A 26,003-nucleotide genomic window follows, 5' to 3' on the forward strand; every position below is an offset into this window, starting at 1 on the left:
CCAGGGAGGGGACATGGGCAGACGCATCGGGTTCGCGATAGCTGCGTTAGCGGTGTTGGCGCTGGCGGGGTGTTCGGCGGACAGCAACAGCACCGGCGGAGAGGCCGCCGACCTGGCCGCGCCGCAGCCGCAGCAGGCCGGGCTCACGCCGGCGCAGGGCAAGCCGGTGGAGCCGCCCGGCAAGGCCGTCGAGACCCCCAAGGCCGAGCAGCCGCCGACCGCCGGCGCCGACCGGATGCTGGTCCGCACCGCCGCCGTGGAGCTGCGGACCGCCGACGTGACGACCGTGTTGGGGCAGGTCAAGGACGTGGCGCTGGACAAGGGCGGCTACCCGGCGCAGGAGAACTCGACCCAGACCAAGGGCACCGTGACGCTGCGGGTGCCCGGCGACCGGCTGGACGCCGTGCTCAAGGACCTGCGGGCCCTGCCCGACACCGAGGTGGCCCGGCAGGAGCTGAAGAGCGAGGACGTCACCGAGCAGGTCGTGGACGTCGAGGCGCGGCTGGCCAACCAGCGGGCCAGCGTCGAGCGGGTGCGCGGGCTGCTGGAGCGGGCCGGCAGCACGTCGGAGATCACGCAGATCGAGGCCGAGCTGACCAAGCGGCAGTCCGAGCTGGAGTCGCTCCAGCGCCGGTACGACACGCTGAAGAGCCAGGTCGCGATGTCCACGCTGACCGTCACCGTGACGCAGAAGAGCTCCGTCCCGGTCGCGCGGGACGAGGACCCGACGTTCCTCAGCGCCCTCGGCGGCGGTTGGGACGCGCTGGTCGGCGCGGTGTCGTGGGTGCTGGTCGTGCTCGGCGCGGTGCTGCCGTTCGCCGTGGTGCTCGGCGTGCCGGTGGTGGCCTACCTGGTGTGGCGGCGCAACCGGCGGCCGACCGTCGTCACCCCGAAGAGCACCACTTCCTGAGGGAACACACACGGAGGGTGTGTGTGCGCGTGGAGCGCGGGGCGGCTTGGGAGAGAGGGGGAGTCGCGAGCTCAAGCCGCCCCGCGTTGGTCCCCGCTTCCTGGGGATCCGGGCGGGGGGAGCCCGAGAATCCCAGCGGGTCGCGGTTCGACGGGGGGATGGCGAACCGCGGTAGCGCCGAACGGGTCGTCGGAGTGCGTGGGAGCCGACCCGTTCCAGCCCTGCCAACTTGGCAGAACGCCCGCGATCACCACAAGACCTGGCACTACTCCATTCGAGTGTTCTTAGCCGAGTTAAGTAACGTCTCCGTGATCATGTGCGTGCCTTGACCCGGCCTGTGCCGTGGCTCACGATGGCGGGATCGCAGTTACTTACGAGTAGTGGGGTCGCCGCATGGTCTTCCGCAGTCCATTCCCCGATGTCGTGGTCCCGGACGTCTCCCTGCACGAGCTGTTGTTCGGCGACCTCGGCGACCGCGCCGACCGGGTCGCGCTGGTCGACGGCTCGTCGGGCGCCTCCCTGTCCTACCGGCAGCTCGCGGGCGCGGTGGACCGGCTCGCGGCGGCCCTCGCGGAGCGGGGGATCGGCAAGGGCGACGTCGTCGGCATCCTCAGCCCGAACACCCCGTACTACGCGGTCGTCTTCCACGGCATCCTCCGCGCCGGCGCCACCGCGACCACGATCAACGCCCTCTACACGGCCGACGAGGTCGCGCACCAGCTGTCCGACGCGGGCGCGAAGATGCTGTTCACGGTGTCCGTGCTGCTGCCCAACGCCGCGCCGGGCGCCGAGAAGGCGGGCGTGTCCGACGTCGTCGTGCTCGACCAGGCCGAGGGCTACCCGAACCTCACCGAACTGCTCGCCTCCACCGGCCCGGTGCCCGAGGTGTCGGTGGACCCGGCCGAGGACGTCGCCGTGCTGCCGTACTCGTCGGGCACCACCGGCAAGGCCAAGGGCGTGATGCTGACCCACCGGAACCTGGTGGCCAACATCGTGCAGTGCGGTCCGCTGCTCAAGGTCGACGGGGAGACCCGCATCCTGGCCGTGCTGCCGTTCTTCCACATCTACGGCATGCAGGTGCTGATGAACAACGGCCTGTACGTCGGCGCGACCGTCGTCACCATGCCGAAGTTCGACCTGCCGGAGTTCCTGCGCGTCATCCAGGACCACCGCACCGACCGCGTCTACATCGCGCCCCCGGTGGCCGTGGCGCTGGCCAAGCACCCGCTGGTCGACCAGTACGACCTGTCCGCGATCGACACCATCTTCTCCGGCGCGGCCCCGCTGGACGTCGACCTCGCGGCGGCGGTCGCCAAGCGCCTGGGCTGCCGCGTCTCGCAGGGCTACGGCATGACCGAGATGAGCCCGGTCTCCCACGCCATCCCCGACGGCCGCGACGACATCTCCGTCGGCACGGTCGGCGTCATCGCCCCGAACATGGAGTGCCGTTTCGTCGACCCCGCGACCGGCGAGGACGTCGGCGTGGGCGAACGCGGCGAACTGTGGTGCCGCGGCCCGAACGTCATGAAGGGCTACCTCAACAACCCCGACGCCACCGCCGCCACCCTGGACGACGAGGGCTGGCTGCACACCGGCGACGTCGGCGTGATCGACGAGAACGGCCTGGTCAGCATCGTGGACCGGGTCAAGGAGCTGATCAAGTACAAGGGCTACCAGGTGCCGCCGGCCGAACTGGAGGCCCTGCTGCTCACCCACCCGGAGATCGCGGACGCGGCCGTGGTGGGCGTGCGCGACGAGGAGGGCGAGGAGGTCCCCAAGGCGTTCGTCGTGCTCCAGCCGGGCTCGTCGCTGGACGCGGCGGGCGTGATGGACTTCGTGGCCGCCCACGTGGCGCCGCACAAGAAGGTGCGGGTGGTCGAGTTCATCGAGGCCATTCCGAAGTCGGCGTCCGGCAAGATCCTGCGCAAGGACCTGCGGGCGCGCGAGAACGCCTGATCGACCGGGTGACCCGGGTACCCCGGACGGCTCACCGCCGGGGTGCCCGGGTGCGGTGGCCCTGGGTGCCGGCGCGTTCCGGGCGTACGGTGGGTGGATGGTGGACGAGCGCGATCCCGACGCCCGGGACCGGGACCGGGTCGCGGACGACCGGGACCGGGCGGCGGACGAGCGGGACCGGGCGGCGGACGAGCGGGACCGGGCGGCGGACGAGCGGGACCAGGCCGCGGATCGACGGGAGCGGATCGCCGACCAGCGGGAGGAGCGCGCCGACCGGCGCGAGGAAGTCCTGCGGCGAAGGGCTCCCGCCGGGCGGTCGTCGTGGACGGCGGACGACTACCTCGACAACAGCGCGGAGGCGCTCCGGCACGCCCAAGAGGCGCTCGACCGGTCCCAGGACAGGCTGGACCGGGCCGCCGCGGCCATCAGGTCCTCCTCCCGGCGTGCGCTGCGCGAGCAGGCCGAGGTCGAGCGCGAGGTCCGGCGCAGCGAGCGCGAACTCGACGGGTCCTGACCCCTGGAGGGCGCGCGGCCGGCGAAGAGGCGGGAAGCGCGCGGCTGGGGGAAGAGCCGGTGCGGCCCGTCAGCGGAAGGACGCCGCGTTCTCGGCCGCCCAGGACGCGAAGTCGCGGGGTGGGCGGCCCGACAACCTCTCCACCACCGGGGACACGCGGGTCGCGGCGGCGGGTGGGTTGCCGTGCCAGTCCAGCAGGAACTCGGCCATCTCCGGGTCCATCCCGGCCGCCGCGTACCGGTCCAGCGCTTGCTCCCGGGTGAGCTCGTCGAACGTGAACCGCTGCCCGACCGCGTCGCCGAGGATGCGCAGCTTGTCGCGCGGTGACAGCACTTCCGGTCCGGTGACGGTGTAGCGCTGCCCGCCGTGGCCCCCGGACGTCAGCACCGCCGCCGACACCGCGCCCACGTCGGCCTCGTCCACGCCGGCGGTCGCCACGTCCGCGTACGGCTCGTCCAGCACCCCGCTCTCCCGCAGCCTTTCGGCCCAGGTGAACGTGTTCGCGTAGAAGTCGGTCGCCTCCAGCACCGTCCACTCCAGACCGGAGGTGGCCACGGCCTGCTCCACCGGACCCCAGAACCCGTTCCACAGCACGGAGATCCGCCGCACGCCCGCCTCGGTCGCCAACCGGACGATCTCCGGCCCGGTGGTCAGCGTGGCGTAGTCGTCGCCGCCGATCGTGAGCAGGTGGACTCCGGTCACCCCCTTGAACGCCGTCTCCAGCGTCTCGGGCCGCGTGAGGTCCCCCTCGACCACCTCGACCCCCGCCAACCCGGCCCGCCGCGCGTCCCGCGTGAGCGCCCGCACGGGATGTCCCCCGCGCCGGAGTTGCGCAACCACCTCACGGCCCGCCTTGCCGGTCGCCCCGGTCACCAGATACGTCATGGTCCCGACGCTAGGATCTCCACCATACTGGAGGTCAACTGCAACGATCCAGTGTCGGCTGTCAGGAGCGGATGGGACCCCCGACCGGTCATCTGGCAGGCTTGCGGGCATGGCTGTCGGAAAACTGGTGCTGCTCCGCCACGGCGAGAGCGTCTGGAACGCGGAGAACCTGTTCACCGGCTGGGTGGACGTCCCCCTGTCCGAGAAGGGCGTGCGGGAGGCGCAGCGCGGCGGCGTGCTGCTGCGCGAGGCGAACCTGCTGCCCGAGGTCGTGCACACCTCCCTGCTGCGCCGCGCGATCTCCACCGCCAACCTGGCGCTGGACGCGGCCGACCGGCACTGGATCCCGGTGAAGCGGGACTGGCGGCTCAACGAGCGCCACTACGGCGCGTTGCAGGGCAAGAACAAGAAGCAGACCCTGGAGGAGTTCGGCGAGGAGCAGTTCATGCTCTGGCGCCGCTCCTACGACACCCCGCCGCCGCCCATCGAGCCGGGCACCGAGTTCAGCCAGGACGCCGACCCGCGCTACGCCGGCCTCGGCCCGGACCTGCCGCTCACCGAGTGCCTGCTCGACGTCGTGAAGCGGATGATCCCCTACTGGGAGTCCTCGATCGTCCCGGACCTGCGCGAGGGCAGGACCGTCCTGGTCGCCGCGCACGGCAACTCGCTGCGCGCCCTGGTCAAGCACCTCGACGGCATCTCCGACGAGGCCATCGCGGGCCTGAACATCCCGACCGGCATCCCGCTGCGCTACGACCTGGACGAGGACCTGCGCCCGATCACCCCCGGCGGCACCTACCTCGACCCGGACGCGGCGGCGGACGCCATCAAGGCCGTCGCCAACCAGGGCCGCTAAGCCCTACACCAGCCCGAGGTCACGGGCGCGGACCCCGGCCTGGAAGCGGGACGACGCGCCCAACGCGGACATCAGCTCGGCCACGCGGCGGCGGTACGTGCGCACGGACATCCCCAGCGCGCGTGCCGCCGCTTCGTCGGTCCACCCGGCGTTGAGGGCGTCCACCACGCCCGGCACGGCGGCCCGCAGCTCGGCCATCTCCGCTTCGTGCACGGCCAGGTCGGTCCCGCCCCGCCACGCCGCCTCGAACAGCGAGCGCACCCCGTGCACCACCTCGGGCTGGGTGATCACGCTGTAGCTGCGCGCGCCCCGCGACTCGTCGCCGGCCAGGATGGCGACCCGGTCGTCCAGCAGGATCGTCTCGTTCACCTCGTGCGCGCTGACCCGCACGTCCGCCCCGTGCGAGGCCATGACCCGCGCGTGCTCGGCCCACGCCGGGTCCAGCATGGTCGAGAGCCGGAACAGCTTGCGCACCTTGGACGCCCGCTGCCGGGGCAGGATCTTCGGGTGCGTGCCCATCCAGGTGCGCAGGGCGTTGGCCGCGCACGCCAGCTCCGTGGTCGCCGCCTCGAACAGGTGGCCCGCCCGTTCGTACAGCTCCGCCTCGCCCCGCACCACCACGACACCGGTCACCCGCCAAGCTTGGCAGCTAGTTGCCAATCCCGGCGCCGGAAATCCGCCCCGACCACAGTGGACCCCGTGCTGAACCTCACCCGCGTCGGCTACGGCGCCATGCAGCTCACCGGTCCCGGCGTCTACGGCGAGCCCGCCGACCGCGACAACGCCAAGCGCGTGCTGCGCCGGGCGGTCGAGCTGGGTGTCGACCACGTCGACACCAGCGACTTCTACGGCCCGCACGTCGTCAACGAGCTGATCCGCGAAGCCCTCCACCCCTACGACGGCCTGACGATCGTCACCAAGGTCGGCTACCGCCGCACCCCGGACAAGAGCTGGGTGCCCGCCCGCACGCCCGACGAGCTGCGCGAAGCCGTCCACGACAACCTGCGCAACCTCAAGGTGGACCGCCTGGACGTGGTCAACCTCCGCGTCGACGGCTCGCACGTCGACCTCGAAGAGCCCTTCACCGTCCTCGCCGAACTGCGTGAGCAGGGCCTGATCCGCGACCTGGGCATCAGCAACACCACCCGGCTCGACCAGGCCGAGAAGATCGCCCCGGTCGTCTGCGTCCAGAACCACTACAACATCGCCCACCGCGAGGACGAAGCCACTCTCCGGAAGACCGCCGAACGGAACATCGCCTACGTCCCGTTCTTCCCCCTCGGCGGCTTCACCCCGTTGCAGAGCTCGGTCCTGGACGAGGTCGCCCGCGAGCACGACGCCACCCCGCGCCAGGTCGCCCTGGCCTGGCTGCTGCACCGCTCACCGAACGTGCTGCTGATCCCCGGCACGTCGTCCGAACGACACCTGGAAGAGAACCTGGCGTCCGCCGCACTGCGCCTGTCCGAACAGGACCTGACCCGCTTGGACACGATTGGGTGAACTGGAGTCGACCGGGCGGAGAACATCGGTCCCAGACGGTGTCGCAGGAGTCACGAACCACGCCTGCGGGCTAGGCCGTACCCGCCCTGACCTGCTTACGATGCCTCCGTGACCGCAACGGGTTACCTCGTCCTGTCGATCGGCGCTCTGCTGATCGGCGGTGCGGCGTTCCTCGTGGGCCGCGCCACCGCCAGTGCGAAACCACAGCGGCCGGCCGGGCTCACCGTCGCCGACCTGATGGCCATGGTGGTCCAGTCCTCCCACGACGGGATCGTCGTCCTCAACGTCTTCGGTGACGTCGTCCTGCACAACCCGCGCGCCGAGGAACTGGGCGTCGTGCGCAACAACCGCGTGGACGACCGGGCCCGCCGCGCCGCCGAGCTCACCCGCCAGAACGGCGAGGTCGTCCACGTGGACGTCTCGCCGCTGGAGGTCAAGGGCCGGATGCCGGAGGCCGTGCACGCCACGGTCAAGGTGCTGACCGACGGGTTCGTCGTCGTGGCCGCCTCCGACGAGTCGGACCAGGTCCGGCTGGAGGCGACCCGCCGGGACTTCGTCGCCAACGTCAGCCACGAGCTCAAGACGCCGGTGGGCGCGCTCGCCCTGCTCGCGGAGGCCGTCCTGGACGCCGCCGACGACCAGGAGGAGGTCCGCCGGTTCAGCGCCAAGATCATGCAGGAGGCCACCCGCCTGGGCACCCTGGTCACCGAGCTGATCGCGCTGTCCCGGCTGCAGGGCGCGGAGAAGCTGCCCGAGCTCAGCCGGGTCGAGATCGACGTGGTGGTCAGCGAGGCCCTGGGCCGCTCCAAGCTCGCCGCCGAGTCCGCGGGCATCGAGATCACCACCGACGAGCCCAGCGGCCTGGAGGTCGAGGGCGACCGGACGCTGCTGGTCACCGCGCTGAGCAACCTGCTGGACAACGCGGTCGCCTACTCGCCGCCGGGCAGCCCCGTCTCGGTCAGCCGCAAGCTGGTGAACGGGTACGTCGAGATCGCCGTGACCGACCGGGGCATCGGCATCGCCGAGGACCAGCAGACCCGCGTGTTCGAGCGGTTCTACCGCGTGGACAAGGCCCGGTCGCGCGCCACCGGCGGCACCGGCCTGGGCCTCGCGATCGTCAAGCACGTCGCCGCGAACCACGGCGGCGAGGTCAAGCTGTGGAGCCTGCCCGGCACCGGCTCGACCTTCACCCTGCGCATCCCGGCACACCCGGACCGGGAAGAGCAGACCACCGACCTACCCAAGCCGGAACTCGCTGTCCCTGTGCCGACCAGCGCGGGCAAACCCGGAGGAGAGCTGTGACCAGGGTGCTCATCGTGGAGGACGAGGAGTCCTTCGCCGATCCGCTCGCCTTCCTGCTGCGCAAGGAGGGCTTCACCGCGGCGCTCGCGGCCACCGGCCAGGAGGCGCTGGAGGAGTTCGACCGCAACGGCGCCGACATCGTGCTGCTGGACCTCATGCTGCCCGGCATGAGCGGCACCGACGTGTGCAAGCAGCTGCGCGCCCGCTCGGCCGTCCCCGTGATCATGGTCACGGCCCGGGACAGCGAGATCGACAAGGTCGTCGGCCTGGAGCTGGGCGCGGACGACTACGTCACCAAGCCGTACTCGGCCCGCGAGCTGATCGCCCGCATCCGGGCGGTGCTGCGCCGCGGCGGCGAGAACGAGGAGCTGTTGCCGCAGGTCCTGGAGGCGGGGCCGGTGCGGATGGACGTCGAGCGGCACGTGGTGACCGTCGACGGCGTCGAGGTGAACCTGCCGCTGAAGGAGTTCGACCTCCTGGAGTACCTGCTGCGCAACGTCGGTCGGGTGCTCACCCGCGGCCAGCTCATCGACCGGGTGTGGGGCGCGGACTACGTCGGCGACACCAAGACCCTGGACGTGCACGTCAAGCGGCTGCGCTCGAAGATCGAGCCGGACCCGGCGACGCCCCGCCACCTGGTCACCGTGCGCGGACTGGGCTACAAGTTCGAGTCCTGACCGCCCCGACCGGGTACGGTGCACGCCGTGCGCCTCGGGGTCCTTGATGTGGGGTCCAACACCGTCCACCTGTTGGTGGTGGACGCTCATCGGGGTGCCCACCCCACGCCGATGAGCTCGGAGAAGTCCGTCCTGCGGCTGGCCGAACAGCTCGACGGCGACGGCCTGCTCACCAAGGTGGGCGCGGACCGGCTGGTCCGGGCGGTCGCCGCCACCAAGGCGTCGGCGGCCCGGCTGGGCTGCGAGGACCTGATGGCCTTCGCCACCTCGGCGGTCCGCGAGGCGGGCAACTCCGCCGAGGTGCTGGACCGGGTGCGCACCGAGACCGGCGTGGACCTCAAGGTCCTGACCGGCGAGGACGAGGCCCGCTACACGTTCCTGGCCGTGCGCCGCTGGTACGGGTGGTCGGCGGGCCGGCTGCTGTGCCTGGACATCGGCGGCGGCTCGCTGGAGCTGGCGGTCGGCGTGGACGAGGAGCCCGAGGAGGCCTTCTCGGTGCCGCTGGGCGCGGGCCGGCTGACCCGCACCCGGTTCCACCACGACCCGCCCAGCCGCAAGGAGATCGACGAGACCACCGAGTGGCTGGACGACCAGCTCGCGCCGGTGGTCAAGAAGCTGAAGCGGGTCGGCGCCCCGGACCGGGTGGTGGCCACGTCCAAGACGTTCCGCACGCTGGCCCGGCTGACCGGCGCGGCCCCGTCCTCGGCCGGACCCCGGGCGCGGCGCGTCCTGACCCACGCCGGCCTGCGGCAGCTGATCGGGTTCATCTCGCGCATGTCGGCGAGCGACCTGGCCGAGCTGGAGGGCGTGAGCTCCAGCCGGGCGCACCAGCTCGTGGCGGGCGCCCTGGTGGCGGAGGCCACCATGCGAGCCCTGTCACTCGGTGAGCTGGAGATTTGCCCCTGGGCGCTGCGGGAAGGTGTCATCCTGCGTCGCCTGGACCACACTGATGGCGCAGACCAGGACACCCCCGCGACCCGCACCCGCCGGTCGGGTGACACTGGACGGACTGGCCGCCACGGGGCACGGTGGAGTTGATGAGTCGAGAGAGCGAGTCGGAGCAGACCCAGCGCACGGTCGCGGAGTTGCTCGCCCAGTACGGCGGGGGCTCCGGCGAGGTGTCGCCGCGTCGGCGTCGCCGCCGTGCCGAGGACACGTCGGACACCGCTCCGCAGGCGATCATCGACCGGGTCAACTCCGACAGCGGCCGGCTGCTGCCGGTGCGCGACGACGACCCGCCGCCGACCGGCCGCCGCGCGGCTCCCGACCAGACCGCCTACACGCCACCGGTCACCCCCGAGCCGTTCGCCCGCCCGGCCGAACCGCCCTTCGAGGCCCGCCGGGAACCGGTCGAGCCGCCTTTCGAAGGCCGCCGGGAACCGGTCGAGCCGCCTTTCGAAGGCCGCCGCGGCCGTGCGTCCCGGTCCGCCGAGCCGTTCGCGTCCGCCGAGGGCCGCGCAGAGCCGTTCGCGCCGGCCGAGGGACGGGCCGAGCCGTTCGCCGAGGGCCGGGGTTCGCGGACGGCCGAGCCGTTCGTCGAAGGTCGCGGTCCGCGGTCCGCCGAGCCGTTCGCCGAGGGACGGGCCGCCCGGCCCGCGCCGCCCGCGGTCGAGCCGCCGTTCACCCCCGAGCCGCCGCGCTCCCGCCTGGACGCCGCCTTCACCCGGACCCCGCCCCGCCGCGGGGTGCCCGCGCCGACCGAGGCCGAGGAGACCCGGCAGGTCCCGCCGATCGTCGACGACTACGCCGACGACTACCCGGAGCCGCCGCGCCCCACCCCGCCCGGCCTCGACGCGACCCGGCTCACGCCGCCCGCCGACCCGGCCCGCCTGGCTCCGACCGAAGTGGCCAGGCCGGTCCCGCCCGAGGCGCCCCGGCCGGTGCCGCCGAAACCCGAGGGCAACCGCGCGGCCCTGCCACGGTCGGTGCCGCCGCCCCCGCCGCCCGCCCGGGACCCGGTCACCGAGGTGCTGCCGCGCATCGCGGACAAGCTGACCCCGAACGTGCCGCTGGAGTCGCTGCCGACCGAGTCGGTGCTGATCGTGCCGCCCGCGCCGGCCCCGATGCCCGACCCGCTGCCCGACCAGACCGCCGAGGACTGGTTCGGCGACGACTCCGGCGAGATGCCGCGCGTCGAGCCGGAGAGCACCCAGTTCCACCCCTACGTCGACCTGGACGAAGAGGACGACGACGACTTCCGCCCCGCCGGTGCCGAGGACGAGGAGGAACCCGCCGGGCTCGCCGACGTCGACGCCGACGAGGAAGCGGCCGACCGCTCACCGGGCCGCGAGTGGCTGGTGATGATCGGCCAGCTCGCCGTCGGCGTCCTGGGCGGCGCGGCCCTGTGGCTGGGCTTCAACTTCCTGTGGCGGACCCTCGCGCCCGCCGCCCTGGTGGTCGCGCTGGCGGTGACCGTGGGCCTGGTGCTGCTGGTCCGCCGCATCCGCCGCGCCGACGACCTCCAGACCACCGTCCTGGCCGTGCTGGTCGGTCTGATCGTCACCGTGTCGCCGGCCGCGATGCTCCTGGTGAAGTCTTGATCCCGGTCGGCCTGTCCACGGCCGCCGTGTGGCCGCGCCCGGTCGGCGCGGCGTTCGAGGCGGCGGCCGAGCTGGGCTACGACGGGGTCGAGGTCATGGTGTGGGCCGACCCGGTCAGCCAGGACGTGCGGGCGTTGCAGCGGTTGGTGCAGCGCAGCGGCGTGCCGGTGATGGCCGTGCACGCGCCGTGCCTGCTCATCTCGCAGCGCGTGTGGTCGCCGGACCCGGTGGAGCGGCTGCGCCGCAGCGTGCGGGCCGCGCAGGACCTGGGCGCGCGGACGGTCGTGGTGCACCCGCCGTTCCTGTGGCAGCGCCGGTACGCCGAGACGTTCCCGGACCTGGTCGCGGGCCTGGAGGACGAGAGCGGCGTGGCGATCGCGGTGGAGAACATGTTCCCGGTCCGCCGCAAGCTCGGGCGGGGCCGGTCGGTGGCGGTGACGGCGTTCCGGCCGTCCATCGACCCGACCGACGTGGGCCACCGCAACTACACGCTCGACCTGTCCCACGCCTCCGCCGCGCACATGGACGCGATGGAGCTGGCCAAGCGCATGGGCGACGGGCTGACCCACGTGCACCTGGCCGACGGCAGCGGTTTGCCGAAGGACGAGCACCTCGTGCCGGGCCGGGGCACCCAGCCGTGCGCCGAGCTGCTGGAATCGCTGGCGCCCAGCGGTTTCACCGGTCAGGTCGTGCTGGAGGTCAACACCCGCAAGGCGAAGACCGACGCCGACCGGCGGGACCTCCTGGCCGAGTCCCTGCTCTTCGCCCGCCTGCACGTGTGAGCCCCTGCTTTCCCGCAGGCGTTCGACTAGGGTCTTGATCGTGAACCCACTCCGTTCGTTGATCCTCGCCGCCGCGGGCAACGAAGCGGTGCGGCGGGCGGTCGCGTCGGCTCCCCTCAGCCGGGACGTCGTGCGCCGGTTCGTCGCGGGCGAGACCGTGGCGTCGGCCGTGGACGTGACCGGTGACCTGGTCGAGAACGGCCTGCGGGTGACGCTGGACTACCTGGGCGAGGACACCACGGACCGCGCGCAGGCCGAGCGGACCGTCCAGGCGTACCTGGCGCTGCTGGACCAGCTGCACGACGTCGGGCTGGCCGCGGACGCCGAGGTGAGCGTGAAGCTGTCGGCGGTCGGCCAGGCCCTGGACGAGCGGTTGGCGCTGGACAACGCGTCCCGCGTGTGCGCGGCGGCCGAGCAGGCCGGCACGACGGTCACCCTCGACATGGAGGACCACACCACCACCGACTCGACCCTGCGCGTGCTGGAGGAGCTGCGCCGCGCGTGGCCGTCGACCGGTGCGGTGCTCCAGGCGTACCTGCGGCGGACCCTCGACGACTGCGTCGCCCTGGCGGGCACCCGGGTCCGGCTGTGCAAGGGCGCGTACGCGGAGCCGGCGTCGGTGGCGTACGCCGACCCGCATGAGGTGGACCTGAACTACGTCCGGTGCGCCAACGCCCTGCTCGCGGGCGGCGGCTACCCGATGTTCGCCACCCACGACCCCCGGTTGATCGAGATCGTGGGCGAGCGGGCGCGGTGGTACGGGCGGTCGGTGGAGGACTTCGAGTTCCAGATGCTGTACGGCGTGCGCCCGACCGAGCAGCGGCGGCTGGCGGCGGAGGGGCACGTGGTGCGGGTGTACGTGCCGTTCGGCGAGCAGTGGTACGGGTACTTGATGCGGCGCCTGGCCGAGCGCCCGGCGAACGTGGCGTTCTTCCTGCGGTCCCTGGTCAGCCGCTCGTGAGGAGTTCGGTGGCATTTTCGGTGGCCAACGCCGTGCGCGCGTTGGGGGACGGCACGTACACGGCGGCCCTGCCCGGCGAGTGGACCATCGGACCCAAACCGCACGGCGGGTTCCTGCTGGCCCTGGCGGCCCGGTCGGCCGTCGACGCGGCCCGGGTCGCGATGCCCGGCGACGAGCGCGAGCCGCTGGCGGTGAGCGCCCAGTTCCTGCACGCGCCCGAGGTGGGCCCGGTGCTGCTGCGGACGTCCGTGCGCAAGGCCGGGCGGACGGCGACGGTCGTGTCGGTGGTGCTCGAGCAGCGCGGCCGGGCGTGCGTCGAGGCCGTCGTGACGGTCGGCCGGATGCCGGCGGCGAAGCCGGACTACGCGGACCTGCCCCTGGTCTCCGCCAGCCCGCCGCCGGACGCGGTGGACCTGGCCACGCTGGGCTCGGGCGGCGTCTACAAGCTCGGCGAGGTCTGCGACGTGCGCCTGGACCGCGCCGGCGCCGGCTTCCTGACCGGCCGCGTCGGCGACCCCCTGTCCCTGACCCTGTGGGCGAAACCGCTGGGCGAGGACGCGGACCCGTACTTCGCGCTGGTCGCGGGCGACATCTCCATGCCGGTGACGTTCAACCTGGGCCGGTTCGGGTGGTCCCCGACGGTGCAGCTGACGGCCCTGCTGCGGGGGCGCCCGGCGTCGGGCTGGCTGCGGGTCCGGGTGACGTGCACAGCGGTCCACGGCCAGTGGTTCGACGAGGACGCGACCGTGATCGACGCGACGGGCCGACTGGTCTGCCAGGCCCGCCAACTGGCCCTGACCCCCGCCACCGCCTAGCCCTCGGCGGCGAGCCGTGCCCCTGACCCCGGACCTCGTGGTCGACGGCCGCGTGCCGCGCAACCCGGTCCTCGCGCCGAACGGCCGCCTGCTCGCCCACGTCCTGACTCCCACCAGCCGGACCGGTGACCACGTCGACACCGAACTCCGGCTCGTCGACACCGGGACGGCCGTCGAGCGCCGGGTCGCGGAGGCGACCGCGACCCAGTCCCGCCCGCGCTGGTCCGCCGACTCGACCACGCTGTTCTTCCTGTCCGACCGCGCCGAGCGCGGCACCCCCCAGCTGCACCGGCTCGCGCTCGCCGACGGCAGGGTGACCCGGCTGACCAGCCTGGACGCCGGCGTGCTCGACCACCTGCCGCTCACCGACCTCGGCCTGGTCGCCCTGCTCGCCGAGGACGAACCGGCGGCGCGCCCTCCGCACGACGACGTCATCGTCGTCGGCGAGCACGAGCCACGCGCCCGCTTGCGCCTGCTGGACCCGAGCACCGGCCGCGTCACCACCCCGGACGTCTTCCGCGACCGCCACGTCGTGGAGCTGCGCCAACGCCCGGACGGCGGCCCGCTCGCCGTGCTGACCCGCGCCGGCGCCGACGACGACTACGGCCCGCGCACCGGCCGACTGCACCTGTTCGACCCCGTGTCCGGGACCGTCGAGGACCTGGGCGCGGCCGAGATCGACGCCCGTTCGCTCGCGTGGTGGCGGGGTGCGGACGGTTGGCACCTCGGTTACATCGCTCTCACCCCGCCGGGCCTGCAAGCGGGCACCGCCGTGTTCGACCTGGCCCTCGACAGCGGCGTCCAGCGCAACCGGACTTCCGGCCTCCCGATGTGCCCGACAGAGCTGCACCAGACCGACGGCGCTCCGCTGGTCCTGTTCGCGGACGGCCTGAACACGACCCTGGTCCGGCTCGACCCCACCGGCCCCACCGTCCTGTCCCACCACCCCGGACACCTCGAAGCCCTCACCACGACCCCCACCGGCGAGCTGATCGCCGTCCTGGCCGGCACCCGCTACCAGCCCGAGGACGTCCACGTCGGACCACCGGCCGGGCCGCTGCGGAAGATCACCGACACCCGGCCGGAACTGCACGGCGCCACCTGGGGCCTCCAGCAACCCTTGGTCTACCGGGCCGCGGACGGTCTCGCCCTGGACGGCCTGCTCGTGCTGCCGGCCGGAACGACCGCGTCGGATGGCCCGTTCCCGCTGGTCACGATCCCGCACGGCGGCCCGTACGACCGTTACGCCGATCGCTTGCAGCTCTTCTGGTTCCCCAGCGCGCAGTGGCTGGCCGCCGCCGGCTACGCGGTGTTCCTGCCCAACCCGCGCGGCGGCCAGGGCCACGGCCACCGGTTCGCCGCCAGTGTCGCCGGCCGGGTCGGTCGGGAGGAGTGGACCGACGTCCTGGCCGGCATCGACCTGCTCGTCGCCGAGGGCATCGCCGACCCCGACCGGCTGGGCATCGCCGGCTGGAGCCACGGCGGGTTCCTGGCCGCCTGGGCGGTCGGCCACACGGACCGGTTCCGGGCCGCGCTGGTGGGTGCCGGCGTCGTCGACTGGGGGATGCTCGCCGCGACCGGGGAGAACGGCCAGTTCGAGGCCGCGCTCGGCGGCAGCACCGGCTGGTCCGGCACCGGCCCGCACCCCCACGACGCGGTCAGCCCCATCTCCTTCGCCGACCGCATCCGCACCCCGGTGCTCATCCTGCACGGCGCCGAGGACACCAACGTCCCGGTCGGCCAGGCCGTGTACCTCCACCGGGCGCTGCGGCACTTCGGCGTCGAGCACGAGTTCGTGATCTACCCCCGGGAGGGGCACTCCATCCGGGAACGCCACCACCAACTGGACGTCCTGCGGCGGACCCGTGCTTGGTTCGACCGCTTGCTCCACCCCTGACCAGGGTCGGGCTGAGGGGGTTCGGCGCAGGTGGCAGGCTTGCGCCCATGACGACGATCGCGGTGTTGGGTGCGGGGAAGATCGGGGAGGCCTTGCTGTCCGGGTTGCTGCGGGGCGGCCGGGGGGCGGACGAGTTGGTGTTCACCGAGAAGCACCCCGACCGGGCTGCCGCGCTGACCAAGGAGTACGGCGTCGAAGGGCTCGACGTCGCCGAGGCCGCGCGGCGGGCCGACGTGCTGGTGGTGGCGGTCAAGCCGCAGGACATCGAGCCGCTGCTGGACGAGCTCGCGCCCGTGATCAAGCCCGGCACGCTCGTCGTGTCGCTGTGCGCTGGCCTGCCGACGTCCCTCTACGAGCGCCGGCTGCCCGAGGGCACGCCCGTCGTCCGGGTCATGCCCAACACGCCGATGCTGGTCGGCGAGGCCATGAGCGCCATCTCCGCGGGCAGGTACGCGGGCGCCGACCACCTCAACCTGGTCGAGGAGTTGCTCACCACGGTCGGCAAGGTCGCCCGCGTCCCGGAGAGCCAGCAGGACGCCGTCACCGCACTGTCCGGCTCCGGCCCCGCCTACTTCTTCTACCTGGTCGAGGCCATGATCGACGCGGGCATCCTGCTCGGCATCCCGCGCGACCTGTCCACGCAGCTGATCATCCAGAGCGCGGTCGGCGCGGCGCAGATGCTCAACCGCAACGACACCCACCCGGTGATCCTCCGCGAGGCCGTCACCTCGCCCGCCGGCACCACCATCATGGCCATCCGCGAACTGGAGAAGCACGGGGTCCGCGCGGCCCTCCTGGCGGCCATCGAGGCTGCTCGGGACCGTTCGGTCGAGCTCGGACAGGCCCACGAGGACCACTGATTCCGCCATTGGCCGTCGCACCAGTCCCACGTGTCCCGTTACTCTCACAGGAGCACGTGCGTGTCGAACCGTCGGTGGGGAAGCCGACGGCACGACGCGTGTCGAAGGACGCGGTGATCCATGCCGGAGGACAACGATCGAGCACCCCTGGTCCAGGTCAAGTTCCTGACCGTCGCCGAGGTGGCGCTGGTGATGCGAGTGTCGAAGATGACGGTGTACCGGCTGGTGCACTCGGGCGAGCTGACCGCGGTGCGCGTCGGCAAGTCGTTCCGGGTGCCCGAGAAGGCGGTCCACGAGTACCTGCGGAACGCCTACTTCGACGCCGGGTGAGGGCGGGCGCCGGCAGCCGGGTAAACTCACAGGCCGTTCGTGCCTGGTGTCGGCGCGCCCGAGTTTGGCGGGTGTCTCCACCGGCGCGTGGAGAAACACCTTCGTCTAGTGAGTGAGGAACCCGCATGGGCTCGGTCATCAAGAAGCGCCGCAAGCGCATGTCGAAGAAGAAGCACCGCAAGCTGCTGCGCAAGACCCGCGTCCAGCGCAGGAAGCGCGGCAAGTAAGCCCTGGTCTTCGGTGCCGGCGTCCCCTCGGGGCCGCCGGCACCGGCATGTCCGGGTGTCCGGCTCCGGCCCGTCCGGCGGGTGCCACCGGGCCGTCCGGCGGCCATCCGGGTGAATGGCGCGGTGACCTGCGTCAAGAGCGTGACCACGAGACGATCGGGTACCCGAATCCGTGGGTAGAGTCCACGTCGCAGCAGTCCGCGCAGGTCGCAACCGTCTCGGAGTCGCATGGCGCCCAAGGTCGTTCTCGTCACCGGATGCAGCCGCTTCCTCGGCGGCCACCTCGCCGCGCGGTTCGCCGCCAACCCCGAGATCGACCGGGTGCTCGGCGTCGACACCGAACCGCCGCCCCGCGACCTGCTGCGCCGCATGGGCCGCGCCGAGTTCGTTCGCGCGGACATCCGCAACCCCCTCATCGCCAAGGTCATCTCGACCGCGCACGTCGACACCGTCGTGCACGCCTCGGTGACCGCCAACCCGGCCGGGCCGTCCGGGCGCACGGTGATGAAGGAGATGAACGTCATCGGCACGATGCAGCTGCTGGCCGCGTGCCAGAAGTCGCCGCACGTGCGCAAGCTCGTCGTGAAGTCCACCAGCGCCGTCTACGGGTCGTCCTCGCGCGACCCGGCGGTGTTCACCGAGGACATGGGGCCCAAGGACCTGCCGTCCAGCGGGTACGCCAAGGACGCCGTCGAGGTCGAGGGCTACGTGCGCGGCTTCACCCGCCGCCGCCCGGACGTGGACGTCACGACCCTGCGGTTCACCAACTTCATCGGCCCGCGCATCGACACCGTGCTGACCAGGTACTTCGCCCTGCCGGTGGTGCCGACCGTCCTCGGCTACGACGCCCGCGTCCAGCTCCTGCACTCCGAGGACGCCCTGGCCGTGCTCGAACGCGCGACCCTGCACGACCTGCCCGGCGTGTTCAACGTCGGCGGCGACGGTGTGCTGCTGCTGTCCCAGGCGATCCGCCGGGCGGGCAAGCTGCCGCTCCCCGTGCCCACGGCCGCCGTGCCGACGGTGGGCAGGCTGTTCCGCAGCGCGCGACTGGTGGACTTCTCCCCGGACCAGATGCGGTTCCTGAACTGGGGCCGTGTCGTGGACACCACGCTGCTCAAGCGCGAGTTCGGCTTCACCCCGAGGTGGACCACGCAGCAGGCGTTCGACGACTACGTGAGCGGTCGCGGCATGCGACCCCTGATCGACCCCGAGCTCCTGACGTCGGTCGAGCGCACCGTGCTCGACGCGGCGGCGAAGCTCAGGTGAGGAGGTGGACGTGGCAGAGGCAAGGGTGATCCCCCTGCACGCACCGGCCCGACGCACGCCGGCACAGCGGGACCAGCGGGACCAGCGTTCGAAGCCGCCCCGCACCCCCGGCCCGTCGGAAGCAGACGCATCCGCGGACCCCACCCCGAACGATCACGCCGCAAACGATCGTTCTGCTGGTGATCGTTCCGAACCTGATCGTTCCGAACCTGATCGTTCCGCGTCGGATCGTGCCGCGTCGGATCGTGCCGTGTCGGAGTGGGAGGAGCGCCTGGCCGGCGTGCTGGCGTTCCTGCGCCGCCGCGTCCAGGGCGACTACGAGGTGGACGAGTTCGGCTTCGACCCCGACCTCACCGACCACGTCCTGATGCCCCCGCTGAAGCCGCTGTACGAGAAGTGGTTCCGCGTCGAGACCATCGGCCTGCACAACGTGCCCGCGACCGGCGGCGCCCTCATCGTGGCCAACCACTCCGGCACCCTGCCGCTCGACGCCACCATGACCGCCTACGGCATCCGCGCCGAACACCCCGCCCACCGCCACCTGCGCATGCTCGGCGCGGACCTGGTGTTCAAGACCCCGGTCCTGGGTGCCCTCGCCCGCAAGTCGGGCCAGACCCTGGCGTGCAACCCGGACGCGGAGCGGCTGCTGAGGTCCGGCGAGCTGGTCGGCGTGTGGCCGGAGGGGTTCAAGGGGATCGGGAAGCCGTTCAAGGACCGGTACAAGCTGCAGCGCTTCGGCCGGGGCGGCTTCGTGTCGGCGGCGCTGAAGACCGGGGTGCCGATCATCCCGTGCTCGATCGTCGGGGCGGAGGAGATCTACCCGAAGATCGGCGACATCAAGGCGTTGGCGCGGCTGTTCGGCTTCCCGTACTTCCCGGTGACGCCGTTCTTCCCGCTGCTGGGCCCGCTGGGCGCGATCCCGCTGCCGTCGAAGTGGTACATCGAGTTCGGCGAACCGATCCGCACCGACGTGCACGGCGAACACGCGGCCGACGACCCGATGCTGGTCTTCAACCTGACGGACCAGGTCCGGGAAACCATCCAGCAGACCCTGTACCGCCTGCTGACCCAACGCCGGAACGTCTTCCTCGGCTGACCGCGGGGGCGGCCGGCGCGGGTGTGGCCGGCTGACCGGTGGGTGCGGCCGGCTAGCGGGTGGGGGCGGGCTGCGGGCGGCCAGTGGGGGCGTGGCCGGCTGACCGCGGGAGCGGCCGGCTTGCGGGTCGGGCGGGCTGCGGGCGGCCTGGCGGTGGGTCAGCCTCGGCGGCGATACGCCATCCCTGCTGCGATCGCGCCGGCCAGGGCGCCGGCGCCCAGCACCGAGGGCACGCCGATCTTGGCCGCCTTTCGGCCGGTCCGGAAGTCGCGGATCTCCCAGCCGCGCTTGCGGGCCGTTTCGCGGAGGCCCGAGTCCGGGTTCACCGCGACCGCCGTGCCGACCACCGACAGCATGGGCACGTCGTTCACCGAGTCCGAGTACGCCGTGCAGCGTCGCAGGTCCAAGCCCTCCTTCGCGGCCAGTGCCCGTACGGCATGGGCCTTCGCCCGGCCGTGCAGGAGGTCGCCGACGAGTTTGCCCGTGTAGATGCCGTTCTCGCTCTCCGACACCGTCCCCAGGGCACCGGTCAGGCCCAGGCGCCGCGCGATGATCTGCGCCAGCTCCACCGGGGTCGCGGTGACCAGCCACACCCGCTGGCCCGCGTCCAGGTGCATCTGGGCCAGGGCCTGGGTGCCGGTCCAGATCTTGTCGGCCATCAGCTCGTCGTAGATCTCCTCGCCCAGGCTGACCAGCTCCGCCACCGACCGGCCCGCGACGAACGACAGGGCCTGCTCGCGGGACGCCTTCACGCTCTGCGGGTCCTCACGGCCCCCGACGCGGAACTTGATCTGCTGCCACGCGAAGCCCATGAGGTCGGAGTTCTTGAAGTACTTCCTCGCCGCCAGGCCGCGGGCGAAGTGGAAGATCGACGCGCCCATCATCATCGTGTTGTCGACGTCGAAGAACGCGGCCGCGGTCAGGTCGGTGGGCGCTCCCGACGGCTCCGGCGACGGCGGGGTGGCCAGTGCCGCCTCGGCCGAGGCCGCGCCGGCCAGTTCGGCGAGTCGTTCCCGCTCGGCCGAGCCCTCCACCACACGCCTTTTCACCACGTCAGCGCCTCCCGGGGTCCGATGGGGACAGGGTAGCGATCAGCCGGTGAGACCGGGCAGCGGCAGCAGCGGGAGGGACAGGGTCGGCAGCTGGACGGGCGGTGTGACGGTCGTCGTCACCGAGGGCAGCGGCAGGGGCGGGTTCTGGGTGCCGGGTGTGCCGGGGGTGGCCGCGGGCGGCGCGGTGGGGTCGCCGGGCGTCGTCGAGCCGCCGCCCGGGGTCGACCCGAGGACCGACGGCGGGTCGGTGGGCGACGGGCTGGGCGCGGTGGACGGGGGCGTGCACTCGCCGGTCGCGGGCACGGGGCCCACGTCGTCGGTCTGGCCGCTGGTGACGGTGGCGCAGGCGGTGCGCGCGGACAGGTCGGCGGCGCGCTTGGCGATGCGGTCGAGCAGCTCCAGGGACGTGCCGGCCCGCGCGGAGGCTTCGGCGGGCAGCCGGCCGCGCAGGTCGCCCAGCCGGGTGGTCTGGGACAGCGCCCAGTCGCGCAGCCCGGACAGGGTGCGCTGGTCCGAGTTCGACCCGTGCGCGGCCAGCACGCGGGAACCGGCCGCGGCGTCGGCGTCGAAGTCGGTCAGCGCCGTCAGGTACCCGCCCAGCGGGCCGCCGCCGGAGTCGCGGTAGCGGTCGGCCAGCGTCTCCATCTCCGCGACGCGGGCAGCCGCGAACTCCAGCCGCTTGTACCCCTTGGACTCCTCGCCGAAGGTCAGGCCCAGCGAGGCCGACTCGGCGGTGCGCTTGACGCCGTACAGCGCGTCGCCGGGCAGCGCGTCGCGGGACAGCAGGAGGCTCATCCCGGCCAGCGAGAACACCAGGCACAGCGCGGCGGCGAGGGCTATCGCTAATCGCCCGCGCGCTCCGCCGCGGGGTCGGCGCGTGCCGATCGTCGTGGGCTGTGCCGGCCCGGTGCCGGACGGGGCGGTGCCGGGGGGAGCGGGGCGCGAGGCGCGGGGGCCCACGGCGGTGAGCCGGGCCGGACTGGTCGCGGTGGGGCTCGTGGCGGTGGGGCTGGTGGCGGTCGTGGTGGCCGGGCCGGCGCCGGCGGGACCGGTGGCCGCGGGGGTGGTGCCGGGGGCGTCGGTCGAGGACGGGCTCGCGCCGAGCACGCGTGCGCGCATCCGGGCTCTGGTGGCCTCGTCCGGACCGCTGGTCGCCGCCGCCTTCCGCAGCAGCGCGACCACGGCCAGTTCGTCGGCGAGCCCGGCGTCACCGGCCTGAGCGGCCCGCGCGGCCTCGTCGGGCTGTGCGTCGACCGCACGAGCGAACTGCTCGTGCTGCCTGCGACGCCCCAGCGGCGTGATCCTTCTGCCCACCATCCCGCACCGACTCGTGGAGGAGTACCTGCCCGAGTAACGAAGCCGGAGGTTCCGGGGTTACGCGGGCACGACTGGCGCGATCGGGGGAACCCCCGGCGGCGCGTCAGCGCAGCCAGTTCGGCAGCAGTTGTGCCAGACGGCGCACCGCGCGGTGCTGGAGGGCCTTGATCGCGCCTTCGTTGCGGCCCATCTTCGCGGCGGTCTCGGCCACGGACAAGCCCTGGATGAAACGGAGAGTGATGCATTCGCGCTGGTCGTCACCCAGTTGGGCTACGCACCGGAGGAGCTCCGCGTTGGCCGCGTCGGTGAGCACCTCCTGCTCCGGACCGCTCGCGACCTCGCGGTTGTCGTCCGGCTCGGCCGTGGTGACCTCCAACCGGTAGCGGCTGGACTTCACGTGGTCGAAGACGATGTTGCGGGCGATCGTGACGAACCACGCACCCACGTCCCGGCCCTGGTAGCTGATGGACCCGATGCTGCGCAGGGCGCGCAGGAACGTCTCGCTGGTCACGTCCTCGGCCAGCGTCCGGTCACCGACCCGGAACAGCACGTACCGGTAGACCACGTCCACGTACCGGTCGTAGAGCAGCCCGAACGCGTCCGTGTCGCCCGCCTGGGCGGCACGCACGAGGTCCCACGGCTCTCCCGCCGGGTCCGTCTCCACGCTCTCGATCGTGCTGGACTGCCCTCCACTGCTCCACATCGAGCGGAGCGTCCGGTTGGTCCTCATGGTGTTGTCGCTCGCCCTTGCGCTCATCGGCTCGCGGCACCTCCACAGAGTCGCCGTTCGGGCAGCATACGTGTTGTTACTCCGTAGTAGGTAGCGGCAACCGGTCTCGAATCTGCGACGCGTTCGGAGGCACTGCGTGACGCCGCCCGTGCGTGACAGACTGCGCGGAGGGTCCGCAGTGTTCACCAGGAGGTCACCTTGACCGCTTCCGCTCGCAACGTCGCCGACCTGGTTCGCGCCTCCGCGCACCGTGGACCCAAGCACGTCGCACTGGTGGATGTCACGACTGCGAACAGTTACACCTGGGCCGAAGTCGACTCGTTCGTGGATCGCGAGGCTCACCGACTCGTGGACGCCGGGGTCGAGCCCGGTGACCGGGTCGTCGTGCGGCTGCCCACGGGCCCCGCGTTCTGCGTCGCCGTGTTCGGCGCGCTGCGGGCGGGGGCCGTGGTGGTGCCGGTCGGGCCGGGTCAGCCGGCGCGCGAGTTGCAGCGGGTGCTGGCGGACTGCGGCGCGCGCCTGCTCGTCGGCGACGCGGGCGGGACGGACGTCGAGGCGCTGCCCGAGCCCGAGCTGGTGGCGGGCGAGGAGTTCACCGCGATCGGGTCGGGCGAGGACGTCGCCGTGCTCGGCTACACCTCCGGCACGTCCGGTCGGCCGCGCGGGGCGATGCTGTCGCACCGGGCGCTGCTGGCCAACGTCGACCAGTGCGCGTCCCTGCGGCCCGCCCCCGTGACGGCGGGCGACCGGGTGCTGCTGGCGCTGCCGCTGTTCCACGTCTACGGGCTGGGCCCGGGGTTGTTGCAGGTCGCGGGCGCGGGCGCGACGGCCGTGCTGCTGGAGCGGTTCGACCCTTCGACGGCCTTGGACGCCATCCGCGAGCACCGCGTGACCACGCTGGTCGGCGTGCCGCCGATGTACCAGGCGATCCTCACCCAGCCCGTCGAGCGGCTGCGCGAGGACCTGGCGACCGTGCGCCTGTTCACCTCCGGCGCGGCCCCCTTGGCGGCCGGCGTGCTGGACGCGCTGCGCCAGGCCGTGGGGCTGCCGGTGTACGAGGGGTACGGGCTGACCGAGACCGGTCCCGTGCTGACGTCGACGCTGGTCGGCGGGGTGCCCAAGGGCGGTTCCGTGGGCCGGGCGCTGCCGGGCGTCGAGGTGCGCCTGGTCGACACCGACGGCCGGCCGCTGGACCTGGAGGAGGACGAGCCCGGGACGGGCCTGGTCGCCGCGCGGGGCGCCAACCTGTTCAGCGGCTACTGGCCGGACGGGTCGCACGGGCCGGACGCGTCGGGCTGGTTCCGGACCGGTGACGTGGGCTTCTTCGACGAGGACGGAGACCTGCACTTGGTGGACCGGGCGGGCGACCTGATCATCGTCAACGGCTTCAACGTGTACCCGCACGAGGTCGAGCAGGTGCTGGGCGAACTGGCGGGGGTCGCGGAGGCGGCGGCGGTCGGGGTGCCGGACGAGCGGACCGGGGAGTCGGTGAAGGTCGTGGTCGTGCCGGCGGACGGGGCGGAGCTGACCGAGGACGCCGTGAAGGAGCACTGCGCGGCGCGGCTGGCCAAGTTCAAGGTGCCGACGGTGGTGGAGTTCGCCCCGACCCTGCCGCACTCGCCCACCGGCAAGCTCGCCCGCGCCCGCCTGCGCCTGCCCCTGAACTGAGCGGCTCCCCGCTGAGCGGCACAATCGGGGGCGTGAGCCACCACGTGACGCTGATGAGCCGGGTCGACTGCCACGCGTGCGAGCAGGCCAAGGCGGACCTGGAGCGGATCTGCGGCGAACTCGGCGTGCCCTGGGACGTGCAGGACGTCGACGGCGACCCCGAGCTGCGGGCCGAGTACGGGGACCGCGTGCCGGTGATCCTGGTCGACGGCGAGGAGCACGGCTACTGGTCGGTCGAGGAAGACCGCCTCCGCGCCGCCCTCACCTGAGCCGCCGCCCGGATTACCGCCGGCTTACGGAATCGGCGAACCGGACGGCGGCGGGTGTCGAATCTCCCGTATGAGCCGTTGGACCGCCGCCCTGGTCGGGATCGTGAGCGTGGCCGCCGCCCTGGCCGCCGGGCACCTCGTCGCCGCGCTCGTCGGGCCGTCCGCCTCGCCCTTCCTGGCGGTCGGGAACACGTTCATCGACCTCACCCCGCCGCCGCTCAAGGACTTCGCCGTCCGCACCTTCGGCACCTACGACAAGCTGGTCCTGCTGGTCGGCATGGCGGTCGTGATCGCGGCGCTCGCCGTCGCCGCCGGGTTGCTGTCGCGCAAGAGCCCCACGCCGGGCACGGTGCTGGGCGCCGTCCTGGGCGTGATCGGGGTCGCCGCCGTGCTCTACCGGCCCGACCTGGGGCAACTCGGCCTCCTCGCACCGCTGGCCGCCGGCGCGGTCGGGATCGGCGTCTTCCGGTGGCTGCACTCCGAAGTGCAGCCCGAGCGGCACGTCGAGAGCCGCCGCAGCCTCCTGATCGTCGCCGGTGGCAGCGTCGTCGCGGGGCTCGGTGGGCAACTGCTCGGCACCCGCACGGACGTCGAAGGGTCCCGGGCGTCCGTGGGGGAGCTCAAGCCCACCACCACAGCGCCTGCGATCCCCGCGGGAGCGGACTTCGCGGGCCAGGGCACGCCCTCGTTCATCACGCCCAACCGCGACTTCTACCGCATCGACACCGCGCTGAGCGTCCCGCGCCTGCGCGCCGAGGACTGGACCCTGCGCGTCCACGGCCTGGTCGAGCGCGAGCTGACCCTGGACTACGCCGACCTGCGCGGCCGTGACCTGGTCGAACGCACGATCACCATGACGTGCGTGTCCAACGAGGTCGGTGGGCCGTACATCTCCACCGCGAACTTCATCGGCGTCCCCCTCCACCTGGTCCTGGAGGAGGCCGGGGTCAAGCCCGACGCCGACCAGCTCTTCTCCACCAGCGCCGACGGCTGGACGGCCGGCTCACCGGTGGACGTCGTCCTCGACCCGGACCGGGGCGCGCTGATCGCCCTGGGCATGAACGGCGAACCGCTGCCGGTCGAGCACGGCTTCCCCGCCCGCCTGGTCGTCCCGGGCCTCTACGGCTACGTGAGCGCCACCAAGTGGGTCGTGGACCTGGAGCTGACCACCTTCGCCGCCAAGCGCGGCTACTGGCTCGACCGCGGCTGGGCGCAGCGCGCGCCGATCAAGACCATGTCCCGGATCGACAGCCCGAAGGGCCTGTCCAAGACCGGCGGGAAGGTCACCGTCGCGGGTGTGGCGTGGGCGCAGCCGACCGGTGTCGCGAAGGTCGAGGTGCGGGTGGACGGCGGTCCGTGGCAGGTCGCCGAGTTGGGGGCCGACGTCGGCGGCTCGGCGTGGCGCATGTGGCGGCTGCCGCTGGACCTCAAGCCCGGTGGTCACACGGTCGAGTGCCGTGCCACCGACAAGTCCGGCTTCACGCAGCCCCAGGAGCGGGTGGCGCCCATCCCGGACGGCGCGACCGGCTGGCACTCGATCTTCTTCACGGTCGAGTGACGCAGATTCACCCGAACCGGATGGAACCCCGCATC

26 protein-coding genes are annotated in these 26,003 nt (G+C 72.8%); 21 read left to right on the plus strand and 5 right to left on the minus strand.

Translation table 11 applies throughout. From position 1 onward, the window contains the following. Positions 1-13 precede the first annotated feature (13 nt). The 3 genes from DFJ66_RS25790 (at position 14) to DFJ66_RS25800 (ending at position 3,380) form a co-directional block, all read left to right on the plus strand. The gene (locus tag DFJ66_RS25790) at positions 14-910 is read left to right on the plus strand and encodes a DUF4349 domain-containing protein (RefSeq protein WP_121224600.1); all 897 of its coding nucleotides are present in this window, start codon (positions 14-16) and stop codon (positions 908-910) included. A 393-nt stretch (positions 911-1,303) separates the two neighbouring features. Then, positions 1,304-2,866 carry a 4-coumarate--CoA ligase family protein gene (locus DFJ66_RS25795; protein WP_121224602.1) on the plus strand — a complete coding sequence of 521 codons (1,563 nt, stop codon included), beginning with the start codon at positions 1,304-1,306 and terminating at the stop codon, positions 2,864-2,866. A 97-nt stretch (positions 2,867-2,963) separates the two neighbouring features. Further along, a complete protein-coding gene (locus tag DFJ66_RS25800; protein WP_147459362.1) occupies positions 2,964-3,380 on the plus strand; it encodes a hypothetical protein in 417 nt (138 codons plus the stop codon). Positions 3,381-3,449: 69 nt separating this feature from the next. Here the strand turns inward: DFJ66_RS25800 and DFJ66_RS25805 are convergent, their stop codons facing one another. Then, positions 3,450-4,265 (minus strand): NmrA family NAD(P)-binding protein, encoded by an 816-nt coding sequence (locus DFJ66_RS25805; RefSeq protein ID WP_121224609.1) that lies wholly within the window; start codon positions 4,263-4,265, stop codon positions 3,450-3,452. A 109-nt stretch (positions 4,266-4,374) separates the two neighbouring features. On the opposite strand from DFJ66_RS25805, the gene DFJ66_RS25810 reads away from it, so the two are divergent. Continuing rightward, positions 4,375-5,121, plus strand: coding sequence for a phosphoglyceromutase (locus DFJ66_RS25810; RefSeq protein ID WP_121224611.1), 747 nt, complete (start codon positions 4,375-4,377; stop codon positions 5,119-5,121). A 3-nt stretch (positions 5,122-5,124) separates the two neighbouring features. On the opposite strand, the gene DFJ66_RS25815 is transcribed toward DFJ66_RS25810, so the two are convergent. Then, the gene (locus DFJ66_RS25815; protein WP_121224613.1) at positions 5,125-5,754 is read right to left on the minus strand and encodes a helix-turn-helix domain-containing protein; all 630 of its coding nucleotides are present in this window, start codon (positions 5,752-5,754) and stop codon (positions 5,125-5,127) included. 99 nt (positions 5,755-5,853) lie between these two features. Here DFJ66_RS25815 and DFJ66_RS25820 point away from each other — a divergent pair, with 99 nt between their 5' ends. The 14 genes from DFJ66_RS25820 (at position 5,854) to DFJ66_RS25885 (ending at position 19,374) form a co-directional block, all read left to right on the plus strand. After that, on the plus strand, positions 5,854-6,621 hold the full coding sequence (locus DFJ66_RS25820; protein ID WP_246030247.1) for an oxidoreductase: 768 nt from the start codon (positions 5,854-5,856) through the stop codon (positions 6,619-6,621). A gap of 108 nt (positions 6,622-6,729) precedes the next feature. Then, complete coding sequence (locus tag DFJ66_RS25825) at positions 6,730-7,923, plus strand: sensor histidine kinase (protein WP_121224617.1); 1,194 nt, start codon at positions 6,730-6,732, stop codon at positions 7,921-7,923. Further along, positions 7,920-8,600: a response regulator transcription factor gene (locus DFJ66_RS25830; protein WP_121224619.1), complete on the plus strand. Its 681-nt coding sequence runs from the start codon at positions 7,920-7,922 to the stop codon at positions 8,598-8,600. Before DFJ66_RS25825 ends, DFJ66_RS25830 begins: the two co-directional genes overlap by 4 nt. Before the next feature lie 27 nt (positions 8,601-8,627). Further along, entirely contained in the window at positions 8,628-9,638 is a 1,011-nt protein-coding gene (locus DFJ66_RS25835) for a Ppx/GppA family phosphatase (protein ID WP_121224621.1), read from the plus strand. After that, complete coding sequence (locus DFJ66_RS43610; protein WP_211351325.1) at positions 9,638-11,140, plus strand: hypothetical protein; 1,503 nt, start codon at positions 9,638-9,640, stop codon at positions 11,138-11,140. Before DFJ66_RS25835 ends, DFJ66_RS43610 begins: the two co-directional genes overlap by 1 nt. Further along, positions 11,137-11,922, plus strand: coding sequence for a sugar phosphate isomerase/epimerase family protein (locus tag DFJ66_RS25845; protein ID WP_121224623.1), 786 nt, complete (start codon positions 11,137-11,139; stop codon positions 11,920-11,922). The genes DFJ66_RS43610 and DFJ66_RS25845 overlap by 4 nt, the downstream gene beginning before the upstream one ends. A gap of 40 nt (positions 11,923-11,962) precedes the next feature. Continuing rightward, positions 11,963-12,883 (plus strand): proline dehydrogenase family protein, encoded by a 921-nt coding sequence (locus DFJ66_RS25850; RefSeq protein WP_121231755.1) that lies wholly within the window; start codon positions 11,963-11,965, stop codon positions 12,881-12,883. An 8-nt stretch (positions 12,884-12,891) separates the two neighbouring features. Beyond that, entirely contained in the window at positions 12,892-13,698 is an 807-nt protein-coding gene (locus tag DFJ66_RS25855; protein ID WP_121224625.1) for a thioesterase family protein, read from the plus strand. Positions 13,699-13,714: 16 nt separating this feature from the next. Further along, complete coding sequence (locus DFJ66_RS25860) at positions 13,715-15,595, plus strand: S9 family peptidase (protein WP_121224627.1); 1,881 nt, start codon at positions 13,715-13,717, stop codon at positions 15,593-15,595. A 47-nt stretch (positions 15,596-15,642) separates the two neighbouring features. Next, positions 15,643-16,455: a pyrroline-5-carboxylate reductase gene (proC, locus tag DFJ66_RS25865; RefSeq protein WP_121224629.1), complete on the plus strand. Its 813-nt coding sequence runs from the start codon at positions 15,643-15,645 to the stop codon at positions 16,453-16,455. A 120-nt stretch (positions 16,456-16,575) separates the two neighbouring features. Then, positions 16,576-16,785: a helix-turn-helix domain-containing protein gene (locus DFJ66_RS25870; protein WP_015105423.1), complete on the plus strand. Its 210-nt coding sequence runs from the start codon at positions 16,576-16,578 to the stop codon at positions 16,783-16,785. Positions 16,786-16,910: 125 nt separating this feature from the next. Next, entirely contained in the window at positions 16,911-17,012 is a 102-nt protein-coding gene (locus DFJ66_RS25875; protein ID WP_015105422.1) for a 30S ribosomal protein bS22, read from the plus strand. Between the two features lie 228 nt (positions 17,013-17,240). Continuing rightward, positions 17,241-18,278, plus strand: a complete 1,038-nt coding sequence (locus DFJ66_RS25880) for an NAD-dependent epimerase/dehydratase family protein (RefSeq protein ID WP_121224631.1) — start codon at positions 17,241-17,243, stop codon at positions 18,276-18,278. A gap of 10 nt (positions 18,279-18,288) precedes the next feature. Continuing rightward, on the plus strand, positions 18,289-19,374 hold the full coding sequence (locus tag DFJ66_RS25885) for a lysophospholipid acyltransferase family protein (RefSeq protein ID WP_121231757.1): 1,086 nt from the start codon (positions 18,289-18,291) through the stop codon (positions 19,372-19,374). A 158-nt stretch (positions 19,375-19,532) separates the two neighbouring features. Here DFJ66_RS25885 and DFJ66_RS25890 read toward each other — a convergent pair whose 3' ends face one another. The 3 genes from DFJ66_RS25890 to DFJ66_RS25900 form a co-directional block, all read right to left on the minus strand. Continuing rightward, positions 19,533-20,426, minus strand: coding sequence for an HAD family hydrolase (locus DFJ66_RS25890; protein WP_121224633.1), 894 nt, complete (start codon positions 20,424-20,426; stop codon positions 19,533-19,535). Positions 20,427-20,465: 39 nt separating this feature from the next. Then, positions 20,466-21,740, minus strand: coding sequence for a DUF5667 domain-containing protein (locus DFJ66_RS45120; RefSeq protein WP_211351328.1), 1,275 nt, complete (start codon positions 21,738-21,740; stop codon positions 20,466-20,468). A gap of 106 nt (positions 21,741-21,846) precedes the next feature. Continuing rightward, a complete protein-coding gene (locus DFJ66_RS25900; protein ID WP_397556277.1) occupies positions 21,847-22,446 on the minus strand; it encodes a sigma-70 family RNA polymerase sigma factor in 600 nt (199 codons plus the stop codon). Between the two features lie 225 nt (positions 22,447-22,671). On the opposite strand from DFJ66_RS25900, the gene DFJ66_RS25905 reads away from it, so the two are divergent. The 3 genes from DFJ66_RS25905 (at position 22,672) to DFJ66_RS25915 (ending at position 25,968) form a co-directional block, all read left to right on the plus strand. Further along, positions 22,672-24,141: an AMP-binding protein gene (locus tag DFJ66_RS25905; protein ID WP_121224637.1), complete on the plus strand. Its 1,470-nt coding sequence runs from the start codon at positions 22,672-22,674 to the stop codon at positions 24,139-24,141. A 53-nt stretch (positions 24,142-24,194) separates the two neighbouring features. Next, entirely contained in the window at positions 24,195-24,410 is a 216-nt protein-coding gene (locus DFJ66_RS25910) for a glutaredoxin family protein (RefSeq protein ID WP_121231760.1), read from the plus strand. A 70-nt stretch (positions 24,411-24,480) separates the two neighbouring features. After that, on the plus strand, positions 24,481-25,968 hold the full coding sequence (locus DFJ66_RS25915) for a molybdopterin-dependent oxidoreductase (RefSeq protein ID WP_121224639.1): 1,488 nt from the start codon (positions 24,481-24,483) through the stop codon (positions 25,966-25,968). Positions 25,969-26,003 lie beyond the last annotated feature (35 nt).

It is taken from the genome of Saccharothrix variisporea, assembly GCF_003634995.1.
Lineage (GTDB): Bacteria > Actinomycetota > Actinomycetes > Mycobacteriales > Pseudonocardiaceae > Actinosynnema > Actinosynnema variisporeum.